Source organism: Micromonospora sp. DT228, from assembly GCF_049841595.1.
Taxonomy (GTDB): Bacteria; Actinomycetota; Actinomycetes; order Mycobacteriales; family Micromonosporaceae; genus Micromonospora.
Genome location: NZ_JBNCKO010000007.1, coordinates 135,919 through 155,667 on the forward strand (window position 1 = coordinate 135,919; position 19,749 = coordinate 155,667).

The 19,749-nt window shown below is 70.3% G+C and carries 15 protein-coding genes and 2 pseudogenes; 3 read left to right on the forward strand and 14 right to left on the reverse strand.

Annotated elements, in window-relative coordinates; all coding sequences use genetic code 11:
* Window positions 1-13: 13 nt before the first annotated feature.
* From ACLQ29_RS16545 to ACLQ29_RS16595, 11 genes and pseudogenes are all read right to left on the reverse strand, one after another.
* Window positions 14-583, reverse strand: coding sequence for an OmpL47-type beta-barrel domain-containing protein (locus tag ACLQ29_RS16545; protein WP_425772581.1), 570 nt, complete (start codon window positions 581-583; stop codon window positions 14-16).
* Window positions 578-1,039, reverse strand: a pseudogene (locus ACLQ29_RS16550) (OmpL47-type beta-barrel domain-containing protein); the annotation flags it as partial. The pseudogene ACLQ29_RS16550 and the gene ACLQ29_RS16545, both read right to left, overlap by 6 nt.
* A pseudogene (locus ACLQ29_RS16555) lies at window positions 1,040-1,543 on the reverse strand (cupredoxin domain-containing protein); the annotation flags it as partial. It lies immediately after the preceding pseudogene.
* A gap of 8 nt (window positions 1,544-1,551) precedes the next feature.
* Window positions 1,552-5,496 (reverse strand): ThuA domain-containing protein, encoded by a 3,945-nt coding sequence (locus tag ACLQ29_RS16560; RefSeq protein WP_425772417.1) that lies wholly within the window; start codon window positions 5,494-5,496, stop codon window positions 1,552-1,554.
* 23 nt (window positions 5,497-5,519) lie between these two features.
* A complete protein-coding gene (locus ACLQ29_RS16565) occupies window positions 5,520-6,524 on the reverse strand; it encodes a multicopper oxidase domain-containing protein (protein WP_425772418.1) in 1,005 nt (334 codons plus the stop codon).
* Window positions 6,525-6,830: 306 nt separating this feature from the next.
* Window positions 6,831-7,670, reverse strand: coding sequence for an amino acid ABC transporter ATP-binding protein (locus ACLQ29_RS16570; protein WP_425772419.1), 840 nt, complete (start codon window positions 7,668-7,670; stop codon window positions 6,831-6,833).
* A 5-nt stretch (window positions 7,671-7,675) separates the two neighbouring features.
* Window positions 7,676-8,470: an amino acid ABC transporter permease gene (locus ACLQ29_RS16575; RefSeq protein ID WP_425755930.1), complete on the reverse strand. Its 795-nt coding sequence runs from the start codon at window positions 8,468-8,470 to the stop codon at window positions 7,676-7,678.
* 122 nt (window positions 8,471-8,592) lie between these two features.
* Window positions 8,593-9,411: a basic amino acid ABC transporter substrate-binding protein gene (locus tag ACLQ29_RS16580; protein WP_425772420.1), complete on the reverse strand. Its 819-nt coding sequence runs from the start codon at window positions 9,409-9,411 to the stop codon at window positions 8,593-8,595.
* A 173-nt stretch (window positions 9,412-9,584) separates the two neighbouring features.
* Window positions 9,585-10,262 (reverse strand): hypothetical protein, encoded by a 678-nt coding sequence (locus tag ACLQ29_RS16585; RefSeq protein ID WP_425772421.1) that lies wholly within the window; start codon window positions 10,260-10,262, stop codon window positions 9,585-9,587.
* A gap of 156 nt (window positions 10,263-10,418) precedes the next feature.
* Window positions 10,419-12,695, reverse strand: coding sequence for a catalase/peroxidase HPI (katG, locus tag ACLQ29_RS16590; RefSeq protein ID WP_425772422.1), 2,277 nt, complete (start codon window positions 12,693-12,695; stop codon window positions 10,419-10,421).
* On the reverse strand, window positions 12,692-13,147 hold the full coding sequence (locus ACLQ29_RS16595; protein WP_425772423.1) for a Fur family transcriptional regulator: 456 nt from the start codon (window positions 13,145-13,147) through the stop codon (window positions 12,692-12,694). The genes katG and ACLQ29_RS16595 overlap by 4 nt, the downstream gene beginning before the upstream one ends.
* A 194-nt stretch (window positions 13,148-13,341) precedes the next feature.
* Here ACLQ29_RS16595 and ACLQ29_RS16600 point away from each other — a divergent pair, with 194 nt between their 5' ends.
* The 3 genes from ACLQ29_RS16600 (at window position 13,342) to ACLQ29_RS16610 (ending at window position 16,337) form a co-directional block, all read left to right on the forward strand.
* Entirely contained in the window at window positions 13,342-13,749 is a 408-nt protein-coding gene (locus ACLQ29_RS16600) for a YciI family protein (RefSeq protein ID WP_425772582.1), read from the forward strand.
* A 7-nt stretch (window positions 13,750-13,756) separates the two neighbouring features.
* On the forward strand, window positions 13,757-14,899 hold the full coding sequence (locus ACLQ29_RS16605) for an RNA polymerase sigma factor (protein ID WP_425772424.1): 1,143 nt from the start codon (window positions 13,757-13,759) through the stop codon (window positions 14,897-14,899).
* A gap of 415 nt (window positions 14,900-15,314) precedes the next feature.
* Window positions 15,315-16,337, forward strand: a complete 1,023-nt coding sequence (locus tag ACLQ29_RS16610; RefSeq protein WP_425772425.1) for a glycoside hydrolase family 11 protein — start codon at window positions 15,315-15,317, stop codon at window positions 16,335-16,337.
* Between the two features lie 118 nt (window positions 16,338-16,455).
* On the opposite strand, the gene ACLQ29_RS16615 is transcribed toward ACLQ29_RS16610, so the two are convergent.
* The 3 genes from ACLQ29_RS16615 to ACLQ29_RS16625 all read right to left on the reverse strand — a co-directional run bounded on the left by ACLQ29_RS16615 (window position 16,456) and on the right by ACLQ29_RS16625 (window position 19,712).
* On the reverse strand, window positions 16,456-17,934 hold the full coding sequence (locus ACLQ29_RS16615; RefSeq protein ID WP_425772426.1) for a protein kinase domain-containing protein: 1,479 nt from the start codon (window positions 17,932-17,934) through the stop codon (window positions 16,456-16,458).
* Window positions 17,935-18,021: 87 nt separating this feature from the next.
* Window positions 18,022-18,915 (reverse strand): SGNH/GDSL hydrolase family protein, encoded by an 894-nt coding sequence (locus ACLQ29_RS16620; protein ID WP_425772427.1) that lies wholly within the window; start codon window positions 18,913-18,915, stop codon window positions 18,022-18,024.
* 122 nt (window positions 18,916-19,037) lie between these two features.
* Complete coding sequence (locus tag ACLQ29_RS16625; RefSeq protein WP_425772428.1) at window positions 19,038-19,712, reverse strand: DUF6891 domain-containing protein; 675 nt, start codon at window positions 19,710-19,712, stop codon at window positions 19,038-19,040.
* Window positions 19,713-19,749: the final 37 nt, after the last annotated feature.

Genomic DNA, 19,749 nt, shown 5'->3' on the forward strand with positions numbered 1-19,749 from the left:
GAGGTTCGAGGACTCATGCGCCGACGTCCGATCGGGCCGCGGCCCGGACGATGGCGCCCTGCTGCCGCCGGTTGAGCGTGCCGCCGGTCACGAGCGCGGCGGTGACCGCCTCGACGTGCCGGACGAAGTCGGCGTGGCCGGGATAGTCGGCGTGTTCGTCGATCAGATCGTTTATGGTGCAGCCGTCGCCGGTGTCGACGTTCGCCACGCCGGTGTCGTCACCGTCGATGATCACCGTGGCCCGGGTGTCCGAGGCGGGGCAGCCGTCGGTGCCGTCGGCCACCACCGTGAACGTGGCCGACTGTTCGGTGGCGGTGTTCCCCGCGGTGTCGGTCGCCCGGTACCGCACTGTGTGCGCCCCGACGCTGCGGACCGCGACCGGGCCGGCGTACGCGGTCCAGCCGCCGGTGTCGAGCGCGTACTCGATCGACGCCACACCCGAGCCGTCATCGGTGGCGGTGACGGTGACGGTCGCGCCGCCGACGTACGCGCCGTCGTCGTTCTGGTCACCCGCCACCGTGGCGGCGACCGTGGGTGGGGTGGTGTCCTCGGCCTGCGGCTCCACGACGGTGAGGTGGAGCATCTGCTCCGCCGACGTGTTTCCGGCGACGTCGGTGGCCCGGTAGTGCAGCATGTGCATGCCCACGGTGGTCACGACGATCGGGTTCGCGTACGCGGTGAAGGCTCCCCCGTCCAGCGCGTGCTCGATGGTGGCGACGCCGGACCCGGCATCGGTGGCGGTCAGCGTGACGGTGGCCGTACCGATGTAGTTGCCGTCGCCGTCCTGCTCGCCGGTCGGCGTGGCCGTGACCACCGGCGCGGTGGTGTCCTCCTCGGTCGGTTCGACGATCCGGAACGACACCGAGCCGACCGCGCTGGTGTTGCCGGCCTGGTCGGTGGCGCGGAACTGCACCGAGTGGTCGCCGATCGCGGTCACCCGCACCGGCTGGGTGTACGGCTGGAAGCTGGTGTCGTCGACCTGGTACTCGACGGTGGCCACACCGGAGTCGGCGTCGGTGGCCGTCACGGTCACCGTGGCCGCGCCGAGGTAGTTGCCGTCGCCGTCGCGGTCACCCGACACGGCGGCGTCGACGGTCGGCGCGGTGGTGTCGCCGCCACCTCCGCCGTCGGTGACCACCAGTTCGCCGACCATCTGGCTGTGGCCCGGGATCGAGCAGAAGTAGCGGTACCGGCCCGGGGTCAGATTCACCGTCGCCTGGTGGCGTCCGTCGTTGGCGTCGAACGGGCTGGCCAGGATGTTGAGCGTGACGTCGTGGTTGTAGCCCTCGGTGCTGGTGTCGAAGGTGAGCGTGTGCGGCATCCCGGTGGTGTTGCCGGTGGCCGCGCTGTTCTCCCAGATGATTGTGGTCGCGCCGGCCACCGCCTGGGCGGGGGCGGACTTGTAGCGGGTGATGTTGTCGTCGGCGGTCCAGGTCAACACCTGGTCCGCGGCGACGCGCGGGGCGGCGCTGGCGGGCTTGGCGGCAATCGGGATCACCGTGAGCAGGAGCGCCGACAGCGCGGCCGTGAGTCGTCGGGTCATCGTTTCTCCTAGAGTTCCCGCGCGCGGATGTTGCGGAACTCGGCCAGGTCGTTGTCACCGTGGTTCTGCAGACCGATGAAGCCGCTGAGGAACTGCCGCAGGTCGGTCGGCGGATCGCCGGCACGGGAGGACTGCTTGCCCGGCGTGTTGTCGAACTCGTTGATCACCACGCCGTTGCGGATCATCGTGTAGTGCTGGCCGACCACGCGGATCTCGTAGTCGTTCCACTCGTTCTTCGGGGTGACACCGGCCTGGGCGAGCGGCACCGGGTCGAAGTTGTAGACCGAGCCGGTCTTCTGCGGCTCACCTGTCTCACCGTCGTAGATCTGGATCTCGTGTCCGCAGTAGATGGCCATCCAGGCCGGCGAGGTCCGGGCCGAACCGACGGTGCCGCAGCTGTCCGGTGGCCGCTGGTCGAGCGGGGTTCGCAGGTCCGGGAACCGGATGAAGACGCCGGTGTTGGCCCGTCCGGTGCCGGGGGCGATGTCGCGGAACTGCAGCTTCAGTGAGAAGTCGGCAAGTTCCTTTGTGTGCCAGAGCATGCCGAGGCCGCCGCTGGAGCGCAGCGACCCGTCCGGCTGGATGCTGAACGATCCCGTCGGCGCCTGCTGCCAGCCGCGTAGCGACTCGGCGGTGCCGTCGAAGAGTGGCTCGTACCCGGTGTGTCCGTTGCGCCCGATCTCGGACGCGGCGGCCAGCCGGGTCAGTGTGCCGCTCTCGCGGGCGTTGAGCAGTCCGTCGTCCTGGAGCGCGCGGGTCACCGCGGTCACGTGGCGGACGAAACTGTTGTGGTCGGCCCAGGTGCTCTCGTCGTCGATCAGGTCGTTGACCGTGCAGCCCTGCCCGACCGTGCGGCTGGGCACCCCGGTGTCCGTGTCGTCGAGCCACACGTTCTGCCGGTCGTCCGGGACCGCGCAGCCCACCGTGACAGTGGTCTGCACCGTCGCCGTCTCACCGTCGGCGTACGTGACCGTCAGTTTCGCGGTGTAGGTGCCGACCCTGGCGTACGAGTGCCGGGGGTTCACCTCGGTCGACGTGACGCCGTCGCCGAACTCCCACCGGTGGCTGACGCCGCCGGAGCGCGCGCCGTCGAAGGCGATGGTCAGGGGCTTGTTCTGGACGGCCACGGAGGTCGCCGCCGGTGCCGGGGTGGGCGCGCCGCCGGTGTAGGTGATCCGGATGAGCTTCTGGTTGGGGTGCAGGCTGAAGAACCCGCCTCCGTAGTCCAGCAGGTAGAGCGCGCCGTCCGGGCCGAACGTGGCGTCCATCCAGCTCTGCAGGCGGGTGTCGCCGTTGCCGCTCGGGATGATGGCGCGCAGCGTCTCGGCGTGGACCGGCGGGGCCGCCGTCGGCACTCCGGCCTCGTCGACGGTGACCGCGACCCGGTTGGCGGCGTTCGACTGGTCGCCGATGAACCACTTCTCGTCCCAGTACGCCGGCCACGCCACAGTGCTGTTCGGGTCGACCCGGTCGCGGTGGTAGGTGGGGCCGGACATGATGGCCTGCCCGCCGCCGCGCAGGTACGGCTGCGTGTAGGTGGCGTCGGCCGCGACGTAGGTGGGCAGGCCGCTGCCGTCGGTGCGCTTCGGGAAGACCGGGCCGCCGCCGTCCGGCGAATACCAGATCATGTTGTCCCGGGCCGCCGGAATGTCCACGAGTCCGGTGTTGCGCGGGGAGGTGTTCTTCAGGTTGTCGCAGTCGTACCAGCCGGTCAGCACGCTCGCGTCGGTGCTGCTGCGGTCCCGGTACGGCTGCCGGTTGCCCATGCAGTACGGCCAGCCCTGGTTACCCGCCGAGGTGATGATGGTGGCGGTCTCGTACTTGGCCGGGCCGAGGGTGGGGCTGGGCGACGCGGCGTCCGGGCCGACCCAGCCGGCGGTCAGCCACTGGTGCTCCGGGTCGATCTGGAGGCGGGCGATGTTGCGCACGCCCATCACGTAGATCTCCGGGCGGGTCTTCTCGGTGCCCGGCGGGAAGAGGTTGCCCTCCGGGATGGTGTACGTCCCGTCGACCTCCGGGTGAATCCGGATGATCTTGCCGGCGAGGTCGTTGGTGTTGCCCGAGGTGCGGCGGGCGTCCTGGAAGGAGATGCCCTGGTACTCCTGGGTCCAGTTGTTGCCGGAGTAGCCCTGCGACCCCTCGGAGGAGTTGTTGTCGCCGGAGCCGACGTAGAGGTTGCCCTTGGCGTCGAACGCCATGCCGCCGCCGGCGTGGCAGCAACTGTGGATCTGCACCGGGAATGTCAGCAGGTCCTTGCGGGTGGCCTGGTCGATGGTCTGCGCCGCACGGTCGTAGGTGAACCGCGAGACGGTGCGCTGCCCGACCCGCTGCACCCGGTCGATCGACTCGTGCGGCATCCAGTAGACGTAGAGCCACCCGTTGTCGGCGAAGGCGGGGTCGGGCACGATGCCGAGCAGGCCCTCCTCGTTCTTCACCAACTCGGAGCCGCTGCCCCGGTTGCCCATCACCTCCAGGGTGGTGAGCAGTTTGACCTGCTTGGTCCGCGGGTCCCAGGAGTGGATGGTGCCGCAGCCCAGGCCGACCTTCGGGTCGTTCCAGTCCGCGATCGAGCCACTCGGGCAGGCCGCCTTGCCGACGTAGAAGACCGTGCCGTCCGGCGCGACGGTGAGCCCGTGCGGCTCGCCGATCTGGTCCAACTGCCCGGTCTGGTTGGCCGCCGTGAGTCGCTCCACCTTGTAGTTCGCGGCGATCGTGGCCTGGCAGTCGCCGCGTACGCGACCGGTGGTCCAGTTGAGCGCCCCGGCGAGGTGTGCGCGGAACGCCTCCTCACCGTAGCTGCCCTCGGTGTGGCCCATGCCGGTGTAGAACGAGCGGCCACCGTCGTAGTCCCGGCACCAGGACACCGGGTGGAACGGGCCGTTGGCGGCCGGCCCCGGGTCGTAGTGCCGCTCCTGCACCTGGGCGAGCGTGTGCACGCTGCCGATCGGGTTCGGGTCCCAGTTGTCCCAGCGGTCGGACCGGGTGATGGTCATCGGCAGCGACGCGGTGGCCGGGTGCTTGCGGTCCAGGATGTCGACCACCGCCCGGTTCACGGGGGTCGGCGGCGGCGCGGTGGCCGTGCCGGTGAACAGGCGCAGGTCGGCGAGCTGGATCAGCGGCTCACCGCTGTTGGCGGTGATGTTCAGCCGGTAGCGGGTGAACTCCTGCGGCGTGGCGATGTCGAACCGGCGGGTCTGCAACCGGTCCCCGAAGGTCTGGTTGGTGCGCCGGTCCAGATCGGACCAGTTCTGCCCGTCGGTGGAACCCTGCAGGGTCCAGTCCTTCGGGTCCCGCCCGACGAAGTCGTTGGCCGACGTCAGCGCGTACCCGGTGATCCGTGTGGGCGCGGCCAGTTGGTACGCCACCCAGGCCGTCGGGGTGCGGACCAGCCACTTGGTGTTGGCGTCGCCGTCGGTCAGCTTCTCCTTGGTCTCGGTCGGCGGGTTCTCGCCGCTGGCGGTCACCGCGGCCACCGGCTCGGCCACCGGAATGGCACCCGCCGGGCGGGTGCCGATCAGGCCGGTGAACCAGGCCGAGTCGACCTGGGCGCGGGCGGCGTCGGCGATGCCGACGAAGCCGCCGCCGGCCTTCAGGTAGCTCTGTAGCGCCGACTCCTGGTCGCGGTTGAGCGCGGCGCCCGTCGCGGAGAGAAAGACCACGCTGCGGTACGCGGACAGCCCGGTCGTGGTGAACACGCCCGGGTCCGTGGTGGCCGTGACATCGATGTCATGACTGACGCCAAGCTGTTTGATGGTGTCCACCGCACGGGTCACCGGGTCCTGCTGCTCGGCCACCGGGCCGTGGAACACGAGGACCGCGGTCCGCGCCGCCTGCGGGGCGGCAGCCGTTCGGGGCGCGGCCGCCGCTCCCGGTGCGGCTGCCGCCGTCGATGCCGGGATCAGTGCCGCGAAGGCCGCTATCGCGGCAAGGAGTCGTCGTGGTTTTCTGGTCATCCCCGTCCCCACTTTCGGTTGGGTCAGCCTGCGTGCGTGTGGGTGTGGCCCTGGAACCGGTGGATCGCCTCCTCGGCGCCCGGTGGCATGCTGCCGTCGGCGTTGCGCACCAGGAAGATCCCGGCCATGCCGCCGTCGGAGTGGTTCTGCACGTGGCAGTGGTACATCCACGCCCCCGGTCCGACGCCCTCGCCGGCCAGCACCTGGAAGCCGAACGAGCTGCCCGGGTTGAGATCCTTGTTGTCGATGACCAGGCTCGGGTCGCTCGGTCCCTCCAGCATTCCGGTGCGGTTGTCCGCCCAGCGGTGCGCATGCAGGTGGAAGGTGTGGAACAGGTTGCCGTGGCCGATGGCGACCCACTCCACCCGCTGGCCCAGGTTCGCCTCGAACATCGGCGTCTCCGGTGCCATCCGGTTGTTGATCGTCATGTCGTGGAATACGACTGTGAACTGCTTCTCCGGCAGGATGTCGCCGCGACGGCGGACGATCAGCGCGCCGTACAGCCCCTTGGCCACCCCTGCGGTGCCGTGGTCGGTGCCCATGGCATGGTCGTGGTAGTGCCAGTAGCCGGCGCTGCCCGGCATGAACCGGCGGCCCGCCGCGGCGACCATCTCCCGCGAGCGCCAGACGTACGTGCGCGTCTCGCCCGGGTTGTTGAACGAGGCGTTCAGCGGGCTGCCGTCCGAGTCGGTGCTGTAGTCCACCCCGTGCGGATGGATGGAGAGCCGTTGGTTTGTGGTGTTGACCAGGGTGATCTCCAGGGTGTCACCCTCGTAGATCTCCAGGAGCGGACCCGGCACGGTGGCCTGGCCGGGCGCCAGACCGTAGCCGAACAGGCCGCCGGGCAACTGCTCGGCGTAGATGGTGACCTTCTTCGTGACGCCGGCGGCAGCCCGGGCGGGGCTGGGGCCGAACGCGGTGCCGATCGCGGGGGCGGCCGCCCCCAGCGCACCGGCGGCGAGCGCCCCGGTGGCGATCAGGGATCTGCGGGACAGGTGACGATGGGAGCCAGTGGCGTGATCGTCCATGGGTCTCCGTTCCCGACCGGGCGAAGACGCGACGAGGGCAGGGTGCAACGACCGCCGAGCACGGGGCGGCAGCACGACTGAGGTGAGGCTCGTCGCGGACTTTGCTCGGAAGACTCAGAGCTTTCGGTGGATGTCTGCAACTTATGTAGTCCATCGACGAAAGTCCAGGTCTGATTGCAAAAAGTTTACCTTGACATTACGACGTACTTCGATTGACATGATCCTGACACAGAGCCTGCGCACACCGCACGACACCGGGCTGCCCTCGATGGGGCAGCCCGGCGGACAGACGTACGAAAGGGGTCGTCAGAGCTGGTGACGGTCGCCCGCCGGCAGGCCCGGCGCCTGCGGCGGCTCCGGCGACTGCTCGGGCTGACCGAGCTGCGCGACACGGGTCGGGTCGAGGACCCGGGAGAGGAACGCACGGGTCCGTTCGTGCTTCGGGTTGCCGAGCACCTCCTGCGGCGGCCCCTGCTCGACCACCACGCCCCCGTCCATGAACACGACCCGGTCGGCGACGTCGCGGGCGAACGCCATCTCGTGCGTCACCACCATCATCGTCATGCCGTCCTCGGCCAGCTTGCGCATGACGGTGAGCACGTCGCCGACCAACTCCGGGTCGAGCGCCGAGGTCGGCTCGTCGAAGAGCATCAGCTTCGGCTCCATCGACAGGGACCGGGCGATCGCCGCCCGCTGCTGCTGCCCACCGGAGAGTTGCGCCGGGAACGCGTCGGCCTTGTCGGTCAGCCCGACGCGGTCCAGGTTGGCCCGAGCGACGCGCTCGGCCTCGGCCCGGCCGCGCCGCAGCACCCGGCGCTGGGCGATGGTGAGGTTGTTCAGCACGGTCAGGTGCGGGAAGAGATTGAACGCCTGGAAGACCATGCCGATGCCGCGGCGCACCGCGTCGATCTCGACGTCCGGGTCGGTCATCTCGACCCCGTTGACCCAGATCCTGCCGGCCGTCGGCTCTTCGAGGAGGTCGACGCAGCGCAGCAGCGTCGACTTACCGGACCCGGACGGCCCGATCACGCAGACCACCTCGCCCTGGCCGACCTCGAAGTCGATGCCCTTGAGCACCTTGAGCGGCCCGAAGGACTTGTGCAGGTCGCGGATCTCGACGGCCGGACGCTGTTCAGTGCTCGTCATGCGGGTCACCGGGCCTTGGCGTAGCGCAGTTCGAGGCGGCGGACCACCTGGGACAGCGGCAGGGTGATGATCAGGTAGGCGAGACCGGCCACCAGCAGTGGGGTGGCGTTCACCCGGTCGTTCAGCATGTCCCGACCGAACTTGGTGACCTCGATGGTCTGCGCCGTCACACCCAGCACGTACGCCAGCGACGAGTCCTTGGTGAGGAGGATGAGTTCGTTCGTCAGCGGTGGGATCACGATCCGGAACGCCTGCGGGACGACGATCGTGCGCATGGCGGTGAAGTGCGACATGCCGAGGGTGCGGGCCGCCTCCATCTGCCCCTTCGGCACGGCCTGGATGCCGGCCCGGATGGTCTCCGCCATGTACGCCGCGGCGGTCAGGCCGAGGCCGATCGCGATCGAGCCGAACACGCCGCCCGGAATCTCGCGCTCGGGAAAGGCGATGGGGATCCCGTACCCGACGAGGAAGAGCACCAGCAGCGCGGGCAGGCCCCGGAACAGCTCGATGTACGCCGTCGACAGCCAGCGGTACGGCGCGACCCGGGACAGCCGCATCAGCGCGAGGACGGTGCCGAACACGAGGCCGAAGGCGAACGCGCCGAGCGTGTAGAGCACCGTGTTGCGCAACGCGACGGTGATGATCGTCGGGAACATCGACGTGATGATGTCGACGCGGAAGAACGCGTCGGCCAACCGGTCCCAGTCCGCGGCGAAGAGCACCGCGGCGATGATGGCGATGAAGACCAGGTACTGCAGCCCGAGGGACAGCCGCTCCCGCTGGCGGCGTCGCAGCTTCACGTTCGCTCGTTGCCTTCCCGAAGGTTACCGACGCGCAGGACGCGCGCTCTGCTGTTGAGTGCGCAGACGCGCGCTCTGCGGCTGGACGCGCCTGACGCGCGCTCCGCTGCTGGGAGCCGCTGTCACGCGCTCGGCCGCTTGCCGATCCACTTCTCGTAGATCGTGTCGTAGGAGCCGTCCTGCTTGGCCTTGGCCAGCGCCTCGTTGATCTTCTTGAGCAGTTCCGGGTTGCCGTCCTTCTTCACCGAGAAGCCGTACTGCTCGCCGGTGTCGAACTCGGCGGCCACCTGGAACCCGCCCGGGTTCTTCTTGAGGTACTCGCTCCAGACCGGCAGGTCGTTGATGGCGGCCTCGACCTGACCGTTGGCGACGGCCTGCTGCTCGGCGGCGAGATCCTCGAACTCGACGAGCTTGAGGCCCTTCTCCGCCTCGAACTTCTTCGCGTAGTCGCGACCGGTGGTGGCCGCCTGGACGCCGACCTTCTTGCCCCGGAGGTCGTCGAGCGACTTGTACGCCTTGCCGGTCTTCACAAGCATCGCCTGGGTGGCGTCGAAGTACGGGTCGGAGAAGTTCATGACCTTCTGCCGCTCCGCGGTGATCGTCATGCCGGCGGCTGCCGCGTCGCACTTGCCGGTGTTGAGGTCCTGACCGGACTTGATCCCCTCGAACGGGGTGTCGATGATCGTCTGCGCGACGCCCAGGTCCTTGGCCACCAGGTCCATGATCTCGACGTCGAAGCCGGTCACCGTGCCGCTGGCGTCCTTGGACTGGAACGGCGGGTACGGCAGGTGGGTGCAGACGGTCAGCTTGCCCGCCTGGACCAGCTTGACCCCGCTCGCCTGGACCTCACTGTCGTCCTTCTTGGCACATCCCGCCGTCACGGCGAGGGCGGCGACCGCCACGACGAGTCCGGCATGCCGAACAGCGCTCTGGAACCTCACGGCTGTGTCCCTCCGGTTCGGCTCACCGGTCACCGGAAGCCAGGTTGGTGCTGAGACTTGAGACAGGCGACGGTACCCGATTCAGCGAGCCGGTCCCAGATCGCGCCGAGCCGCCCGGCCGGCGGGCCAGCGCCGGCCGCCGCGAAACCCGACACCCGAGCAGCAACGAGCCCTCAACCGCCGGTGCCCTCGGGCGCCCCGTCCGGGGTGAAGGCCGATCCTTCGGGATCTGTGCTGAGGAACACGTGTTGGTGGCCGTGGCCGGCGTCGACGCTCACCTGGTCGAGCTGGGTCGCCGCGACCGACCAGCTCGTGACGGCCTCGGCCGCCTGCCGCGCGGTGATGTCCAACAGGGCCGCCCGCTGTGCCGCCGGCACGCTGGCGGCCAGCGCATAGGAGTCGACAGCCAGGGCCGCCTGCTGGAGCGCTCCGCGCAGCCCACCTCGCGCCACGTTCGTGGCGGTGGACCCCGACGGCGGGTCAGCGAACGGCTTGGCGGCTTCCCGCATGGTCTCCTGCCACCGCTTGGCCTGCTCCGGATCCGGTGCGCGGCCGGCTGACGTGTCCGTCTTGAGGGCGGTCAGGATGGGAGCGACCTGGGCGCTGACCTTGCGGGCCGTCTCCGTCAGCTCCACGATCTGCTGAGCGTCCCGCTTGGCGTCGGCCTCTTTGATGGACGCGATGGACGCCTCGACGGCGTCCGGTCGCCCCACCTGGTAGCCGATCAGCCCACCCACCAGGGCGGTGACGAGCGCGATCGCCCCGGTGACCGCCACGAGGCGCACCATGCGGCGACGACGCACATCGGGCTTGTCCGACAGGTAGGAGGGCCGGCCGGTGCGACGCGCCATCGCATCTCCTCACATCGATGGTGTGTGGGGCCACAGGTTAGCCGCCACACGTGACGCCCGTCGATAGTGCCGCCGGCATCGAGGTGGCGGTGACGCCGCCGAGCCCGACGAGCCCCGGCCGATGGCGATCGGCCGGGGCTCGTCGGTGTCCGACTGTCAGGCGATGTCGAACCGGTCCAGCTCCATGACCTTGGTCCAGGCGGTCACGAAGTCGGCCACGAACTTGTCGCGGGCGTCCTGGCTGGCGTAGACCTCCGCGAGGGCGCGCAGCTGCGAGTTGGAACCGAAGATGAGGTCGACCGCGGTGGCGGTCCACTTCACCTCGTCGGTGGCCAGGTCGCGGATCTCGTACACGTGCTCGTCGGACTTCGACGCGCTCCACCGGGTGCCCGGGGAGAGCAGGTTGGCGAAGAAGTCGTTGGTGAGCACACCCGGCCGGTCGGTGAGGACACCGTGCTGGCTGCCACCGGTGTTGGCGCCGAGCGACCGCAGACCGCCGACGAGGACCGTCATCTCCGGCGCGGTCAGGTTGAGCATGTAGGCCCGGTCGACGAGGAGCACCTCCGGCTGGGTCTTCTCACCCGGACGCAGGTAGTTGCGGAACCCGTCGGCCCGCGGCTCCAGGACCCGGAACGAGTCGGTGTCGGTCTGCTCCTGGGTGGCGTCGGTGCGACCCGCCCGGAACGGCACGGTCACCTCGACGCCGGCATCCCGGGCCGCCTTCTCGACGGCGGCCGACCCGGCCAGCACGATCAGGTCGGCGAACGAGATCTTCGCGCCGCCGGCCTCGTTGAACTCCCGCTGGATGCCCTCCAGCGCCTTCAGGACGGTCGCCAGCTGCTCGGGCTGGTTGACCTCCCAGCTGCGCTGCGGCTCCAGACGGATCCGCGCCCCGTTGGCGCCGCCCCGCTTGTCGGTGTGGCGGAAGCTCGCGGCGGACGCCCAGGCGGTGGAGACCAGCTGGGCGGTCGTCAGACCGGAGTCCAGGATCTTCGCCTTGAGCGCGGCGACGTCGGCGTCACCCACCAGCTCGTGGTCCACGGCCGGGACCGGGTCCTGCCACAACTGCGGCTCCGCCACCCACGGCCCGAGGAAACGCTCGATCGGGCCCATGTCGCGGTGCAGCAGCTTGTACCACGCCTTGGCGAAGGCCAACGCGAACTGGTCGGGGTTCTCCAGGAAGCGGCGCGAGATCTTCTCGTACGCCGGGTCGACGCGCAGCGACAGGTCGGTCGTGAGCATCGTCGGCCGGTGCTTCCTGGCCGGGTCGAACGGGTCCGGGATGATCGCCTCGGCGTCCTTGGCGACCCACTGCTTCGCGCCACCCGGGCTGGTGGTGAGCTCCCACTCGTAGCCGAACAGGATCTCGAAGAAGCGGTTGCTCCACTGGGTCGGCACGTCGGTCCACGTCACCTCGAGACCGCTGGTGATCGTGTCGGCGCCCTTGCCGCTGCCGTGGGTGCTCAGCCAACCCAGGCCCTGCGACTCCAGCGGGGCGCCCTCGGGCTCCGGGCCCACGTGGTTGTCGGCGACGGCGGCGCCGTGGGTCTTGCCGAAGGTGTGGCCACCGGCGATGAGAGCGACGGTCTCCTCGTCGTTCATGGCCATCCGGCCGAAGGTCTCGCGGATGAAGTGCGCCGCCGCGGCCGGGTCCGCGTTGCCGCGAGGACCCTCCGGGTTGACGTAGATGAGACCCATCTCGGTGGACCCGACGCCGGCCGCCATCTCCTTCTCGGAGGCGTAGCGCTCATCGCCGAGCCAGGTGTCCTCCGGGCCCCAGAAGATCTCCTCGGGCTCCCAGACGTCCTCGCGACCGAAGCCGAAGCCGAAGGTCTTGAAGCCCATCGACTCCAGGGCGACGTTGCCGGCGAGCACGAGCAGGTCGGCCCACGAGATCTGCTGGCCGTACTTCTGCTTGACCGGCCACAGCAGCCGGCGGGCCTTGTCCAGGTTGGCGTTGTCCGGCCAGCTGTTCAGCGGCGCGAACCGCTGACCGCCGTCGCCGGCACCGCCCCGGCCGTCTTCGATGCGGTACGTGCCGGCGGCGTGCCAGCTCATCCGGATCATCAGGCCGCCGTAGTGGCCGAAGTCGGCCGGCCACCAGTCCTGCGAGGTGGTGAGCACCTCGGTGATGTCCCGCTTGAGGGCCTCGACGTCGAGCTTGGCGAACTCCCTGGCGTAGCTGAAGTCCTCCCCCAGCGGGTTGCCCTTGGACGAGTGGGCGTGCAACACCGAGAGGTCGAGCTGGTTGGGCCACCAGTCCCGGTTGGTGCGCGGACGACCGCCGGTCTTCGGGGTCGGCGAGTCGATCGCCGGGTTCTCGCTCTCGCTGCCGTGCGCGGTCACCGAGTCGTGCGCGACCGGGCAGCCGGCGGCTGCCTTCTGGTCTACGCCCTGCGCGCTGGTGGGGCCGTTGTCCTGGGTGTCGCTCATGTACTTCCTTCCGAGCTTGCGGATCTCTGGGGCGTGCGTGCGGTCGCGCAGTCGGGACAGATGCCCCAGTAGACGACCTCCGCCTCATCGATCACGAAACCGTGGTCGACCGAGGCGGTGAGACAGGGGGCGTGACCGACGGCGCACTCGACGTCGGCGATCGCGCCGCAGGAGCGGCACACGACATGGTGGTGGTTGTCCGCGACCCGGGACTCGTAGCGGGCGGTCGCGCCGGCCGGCTGGATACGCCGGACCAGACCAGCGTCGGTGAGCACGCGCAGCACGTCGTACACCGCTTGGTGGGAGACCGTGGGATGATCCGCCCGAACCAGCGCGATCACCGCGTCGGTGCCGACGTGCGGATGGTCGCGCAACGCCGCGAGCACCGCCAGTCGGGGTCGGGTCACCCGCAGCGAGGCGGCCCGCAGTTGCGCCTCGAAGTCGGACATCACCCGGCGAACACTAGCTCACTATTCTGGAACGAATCAAGTTTTGGCCGGTTTCGCGCCGCCGTGTCGACAGATGTCACCCGCGCCGCGCGGCGAGAGGAAAATAATCCGGGCGGCCATGTCGAGAACCGGCGACCGGCTCCGTCCCAGGGGTGAACGTGGCCACGAACGGCCGCACCCGCACCGAGGAGAACACGATGGCGAAGTACCTGCTGCTCAAGCACTACCGCGGCGGCCCGGCCGGGGTCAACGACGTACCCATGGACCAGTGGACGCCACAGGAGATCTCGGCGCACGTGGCGTACATGAGAGACTTCGCGGCACGGCTGGAGCAGACCGGCGAGTTCGTCGACGGCCAGGCCCTCGCCCCCGAGGGCGCCTGGGTCCGCTACGACGGTGCGGGTCGCCCGCCGGTCACCGACGGCCCGTTCGCCGAGACCAAGGACCTCATCGCCGGCTGGATGACGATCGACGTCGACAGCTACGAGCGCGCCGTCGAGCTGGCCGGGGAGCTGTCCGCCGCCCCCGGTAAGGACGGGAAGCCGATCCACGAGTGGCTCGAGCTGCGCCCGTTCCTGACCGAGCCGCCCACCATCACGGAGTGACCCGGCCATGAACGAGGCCCTGATCCGGAGCCTCACGCCGAGCGTGCTCGGGGTCCTCGTCCGCCGCGGAGCCGACTTCGCGGCGGCCGAGGACGCCGTACAGGACGCGCTCGTCGAGGCGGTCCGCGTCTGGTCGGCCGACCCGCCGCGGGACCCGAAGGGCTGGCTGGTCGCCGTGGCCTGGCGCCGGTTCCTCGACGCGACCCGGGCGGACGCGGCCCGCCGCCGACGCGAGGACCTCGTCGACGAGGAGCCGCCGCCCGGCCCCACCCCGGCGGTGGACGACACCCTCCAGCTCTACTTCCTGTGCGCCCACCCGTCGCTGACGCCGTCGTCCGCGGTCGCGCTCACGCTGCGCGCCGTCGGTGGGCTGACCACCCGCCAGATCGCCCAGGCCTACCTGGTGCCGGAGGCGACGATGGCGCAGCGCATCAGCCGGGCCAAGCGCACCGTCTCCGGGGTGCGGTTCGACCAACCCGGCGATGTCGCCACCGTCCTGCGCGTCCTCTACCTGGTCTTCAACGAGGGCTACTCCGGCGACGTCGACCTCGCCGCCGAGGCCATCCGGCTCACCCGGCAGCTCGCGGCCGCCATCGACCACCCCGAGGTGGCGGGGCTGCTCGCCCTCATGCTGCTGCACCACGCCCGGCGCGCCGCCCGGAAGGGGCCCGACGGCGACCTGGTGCCCCTGGCCGAGCAGGACCGCGGCCGATGGGACACCGCGTCGATCGCCGAGGGCGTCGAGATCCTGCAGGCGGCTCTCGCGCGCGACCGATTGGGTGAGTTCCAGGCCCAGGCCGCCATCGCGGCGCTGCACGCCGACGCGCCCACCGCCGAGGAGACCGACTGGGTGCAGATCGTCGAGTGGTACGACGAACTCGCGCGGCTGACCGACAGCCCGATCGTCCGGCTCAACCGCGCGGTGGCCGTCGGCGAGGCCGACGGCGCGCGCGCCGGTCTCGCGGCGCTCGCGGCGCTGGATGACGCGCTGCCCCGCTTCACGGCGGTCGCCGCGTACCTGCACGAGCGCGACGGCAGTGTGGCGACGGCAGCCCGGCTGTACGCCGAGGCGGCCCGGAAGGCGTCCAACCTGGCCGAGCGCGACCACCTGACCCGGCAGGCCTCCCGACTCAACGCCCGCCGCCGCTGACCAGCTCGCGCCTGTCGACTGCCGCGGTGCCGAGGTCCGGAAAGTCTCCGGAAGTTTCCGGCCACTGTTTCCGGTGCCCTCTTCGGTCAGCGCGCTTCTCCCACGTGCACGGCAGCTTCTGATCGACTACTGACCTGGATAGACATCGCCCTGCGGCAGATTGCCGGTCACCGCGCGATGACGGCCGTGTTTCCGAAAATTGTTGACAAGTCGACGGCCAGGTTAATACGGTCGCCATCGACGGGCCTCAATCGCCGTCAGCACCAGTCACCGCGACCCACTCCTCCGGTCGTCGCGCAGAACGACCGGCCACCACCACGCGGTACACGCCGATGGCCGTCCCGGGCCACCGACAGCCTGCGGGCCGTACCGCACTGCTGGCCCCCGCCAGCCGTCACCAGGAGGCAACAGTTACATGACCGACACCAGCCACACCACACCGAGACGGCGCGGCCGCATGCGGCTTCTCCTCGGCGCCGCGTGCACCGTCGTCCTGGCCGTCACCGGCACGATGACGGCCACCAACGCGTACGCCGAGGCCGACCGGACGCTCACCTCCAGCCTCACCGGCACGCACAACGGCTACTACTTCTCCTTCTGGAAGGACGGCGGCAACGCCAGCATGACGCTGCGCGCCGACGGCCGTTACTCCAGCAGTTGGGACCGCAGCACCAACAACTGGGTCGGCGGCAAGGGTTGGGCCACCGGCAGCCGGCGGACCGTCAGCTACTCGGCCAACTACAACCCGGGCAACAACAACACCTACCTCGCCCTGTACGGATGGACGCGCAACCCGCTCATCGAGTACTACGTGGTGGAGAACTTCGGCAGCTACAACCCGAGCAACGGCGCCACCCGGATGGGCACGGTCACCACTGACGGCGGCACCTACGACATCCTGCGCAGCTTGCGGACCAACGCCCCCTCGATCGACGGCAACCAGACGTTCTACCAGTACTGGAGCGTCCGCCAGCAGAAGCGGTCCAGCGGCACCATCACCACCGCCAACCACTTCGACGCCTGGGCCCGCGCCGGCCTGAACCTCGGCACCAACCACGCCTACCAGATCATGGCCACCGAGGGCTACCAGAGCAGCGGCAGCTCCGACGTCACCGTCCGCGAGGGCGGCGGCAGCAACCCGACCTCCGGGCCCACCACCGGCAACCCGGGGACCGGCAACTGCAACGCGACGATCTCCGCCGGTCAGCAGTGGGGTGACAGGTTCAATCTCAACGTCGCGGTCAGCGGCACCAACAGCTGGGTCGTCAGCCTCGGTCTGGGCGGCGGCCAGAGCATCCAGAACAGCTGGAACGCCTCGGTCAGCGGCACCAGCGGCACCGTCACCGCGACCCCGAACGGCAACGGCAACAACTTCGGGATAACGGTCATGGCCAACGGCAACTGGAATTGGCCGACGATCTCCTGCCGGACCAGTTGAGCCTGATCAGCGTCTGACAGCACAGCGCTGGCGTGGCGGCTCCGGCCGCCACGCCAGCGCGTGTCCGCGTACCGCCCGCGCGCCGTCCACCTCGGGCGGCGCGCGGTGGTCGCGTCTGTCAGCCCTGCGGCGCCGTGCTCTCGGCGGCTGCCGACTCCCCCGCCGTCGGCCCCCCGGACGGGTCCTCCGCCGCGTCCCCGGACGGGTCGTCCGCCGGCCCCCGCGTCGACTCCTCCGTCGGTCCGCCCGTCGACTCCTCGGCCGGTCCGCGGGTGGGCGCCGCCGTCGGTCCGCCCGTCGCGTCTGCCGTCGGTTCGGCATCGGCGCTCTCCGGCGTGGCGGACCCGGATGCCTCCACCCCGCTGTCGTTCGACGGTGTGGGCCGGCCGGCAGGCCCTTCGCCCGCGGGACGGGAGGCCGTCGGGGTCGGGGATCCGGACGCGCGAACCGGCAGGCCCGCCGGGCCGTGCGTGGCGGGTTGGCCGCCGCCGCCACCGGGACCGTGGTCCCCCTGCGGCGCCACCGACGGCGGCGCCCCGGGAGGCGTCGAGGGTTGCCCGCCCGGGCCGGACATCAGCCCGGTGGGGTCGGCGAGCACCAGGACGGCAGCCCCGGCGGCCAACGCTCCGAGCAGCACCGCGATCGCCCGAGGCCCAGGACCGGCCCTCCGACTCGGCGCGGCACCGACGCCCGTCCGCCGCGCGGTCGGGGGCTGCGCTCCCGCCTCGATCGACGTCACTTCGGTGGCGGCCCGGACCACCTCCTCGGGCGGACCCGCGAAGGTCTGCGCCGCGGTGGCGAGGGTCGCCGCCGTCGGGAATCGGCGAGAGGGCTCCTTGGCCATCGCGGTGGCGACCAGCCGACGGACCGCCGCCGGGATCCCGTCGGGCAGCGGCGCGGGTTCCTCCTCGAGGTGCCGCAGCGCCACCGCGACCGCGTTCTCGCCCTGGTGTGGGGGCCTACCGGCGAGGCAGTGGTAGGCGACGGCGCCCAGCGCGTAGATGTCGATCGCCGATGTCGTCTCGTTCTTCGAGATCTGCTCCGGCGCCATGTACAGGGCGGTGCCGACGACCTGGTTCGTCCCGGTCAGGCTCGCCGCTTCCGAGGTCACGGCAACCCCGAAATCAACGAGTACGACGTGCCCGTCCGGCTCGATGATCAGGTTGCTGGGTTTGACGTCCCGGTGCACGATGCCGGCCTCGTGGGCGGCGTGCAGGGCACGGGCGGTCTGCGCGACGATCGACATCGTCTCGGCCACGTCCAGCCGGCCGAGGGCGGCGATCCGCTCCGACAGAGGTTGACCCTGCACGCACTCCATGACGATGTAGGCGAGGACCGGCTCTCCGGGCCCTGACACCTCACCGTAGTCGTAGACCTGGGCGACACCCGGGTGGCGCAGGGCCGCCATCGCGCGGGCCTCGCGGCGGAACCGCTCGCCGAAGCCGACGTCACTGACCAGCCGAGCCTGCAGCATCTTGACCGCCACGCAGCGGTCCAGGGTTTCGTCGACAGCCCGCCACACATCCCCCATACCGCCACTGGCGATGCTTTCGACCAGGCGGTAACGATCTCCGACGAGTTGTCCCATACTCGGCATGAGTCATCCGGTACCCCGGATCGGCGAATTCCAAGCACCCGGCCCCGCCGCGGTGCGACGGGGCCGGGTCGGCACGTTTCGCGCCGGTCAGCTGTTGAGCCTGCCGAGCAGGGCGGTTGCCATGCCCTGCTCACCCCTGGCGTTCGGGTGGAAGGGGGCGGCCGAGTTCTGTGGCACCAGCCCCTCGACCCACCGGGTGCCGCTGCCCTTGCACGCGTCGCGCCCGATGGACGGGGCGTAGACGTCGGCGTAGGTGGCGCCGTTGGCGGTCGCGGTGCTCGCCAGCATCGCGTTCAGCGACTTCTCGATGCCACGCAGGTACGGCACGTCCTGGTAGGCGATCGGGACGACCGGCCAGCACCCGTAACCGGTGTCCGGCAGAATCGCCGGGTAACCGAGGACCACGACCCGCGCGCCCGGCGCGGCCTGGCGGACCGCCTGCAACACGGCCGTCACCTTCGGCGTGGCGGCGGCGATGCGTGCCTGCAACTGGTCGACGCCTCCGGCGGTGTACCGGTTCTTGCACGGCGATCCGAGCGGACTGCTGAGGCTCGCCTGCGCACAGTCGCCGATGATGCCGGAGAAGCCGATGTCGTTGCCGCCGATCTGCACCGTCACCAGGGCCGTGTTGGAGGTGACCGCGCTGAGCTGCGGTGGCAGCGCGGTGCCCAACTGGCCGCTGCCCCCGTAGAGGATGTCGTCGGTGGTGGCGCCGGAGCAGCTCACGTCGGCGAACGACGACGAGCCCGCGGCGGCGGCCACCAGCGAGGGGTAGTTGCGGTTGGAGCGCAGGCAGTTGAGGTCGACCTGGGTGGGGATGAGCGGACCGGCGGTGTACGAGTCGCCGAGCGCCACGTACCGGCCGGCGGGAACGGCGGCGCTTGCGGGTGTGGCGACGGTGAGCAGCACGCCGGCGGCGGCCGCGGCGAGGGTGGCCAACCGGGTGGCCGCCCGTAGGCGGGGCAGGCGGGGACGGGTCATGACGCCTCCCAGAGGGATCACGGGGGTGGTGGTGCCGAGATCCTTTCGCCGCCGACGCCGCACGTCAATATCGATGAGCCTCATTAAATGGTTTTCTGGGGTGTGGGATGAGGCGATGGCGCTCAGACCAGGGGCGCGTACCACTGGGCGCCGGTGACCAGGACCCGCCTGGACTGCTGGCGATTCCACTCCACCCGCATGCCGTGCCCGCGCAGCACCGGGAACACGACGTCGTCAAGCAGCCGCTCCAGGTCGGCCTGATAGCGGGCCTGCTGGTCGGCCTCCGACAGGTCGGCGTAGGCGACCTCGTCGAAGTCGACCGACGGGTAGGCGCCGTAGCCGAGGTAGACCGACCCGTCGTCGCTGGCGATCAACGACTCCGTGTCCTGCTGGTGGTACCAGACATAGCCGTGCCAGTGCCGGGAGGCGTCCCGCTCGTCATGGATCTCGGCGCTCGCGCAGGTGCCACAACAGCTGAAGTTTTCCCGGGCCAGCACACCCAGCTCGTTGAGCTCGGCGAAGGCGCGGGTGAGGTTGCTCCGCACCTCACCCCACCCCCGCTGCTGCGCCCGCCGCGCAGCGGACGCCTTCTCGTGCGCCGCGATCAGCTCCTCGTCCGTCGCGCCGCAACGCTCCTCGTCGTCGTCGAAGTAGTCGACGAACTCGTCGGCGTCGGTCTCACCACGGACGATCCAGGCCCAGATCTCGTCCTCGATCGCACCGCGCCCCGGCTCGGGAATCCGGTCGGTCAGGAACCGGGCGCCCTCGGGGCGATCGTTGTATGTCCATCCAGTCACGGCGACGATGGTCACACGGGCCTACGACGCTCCCCGC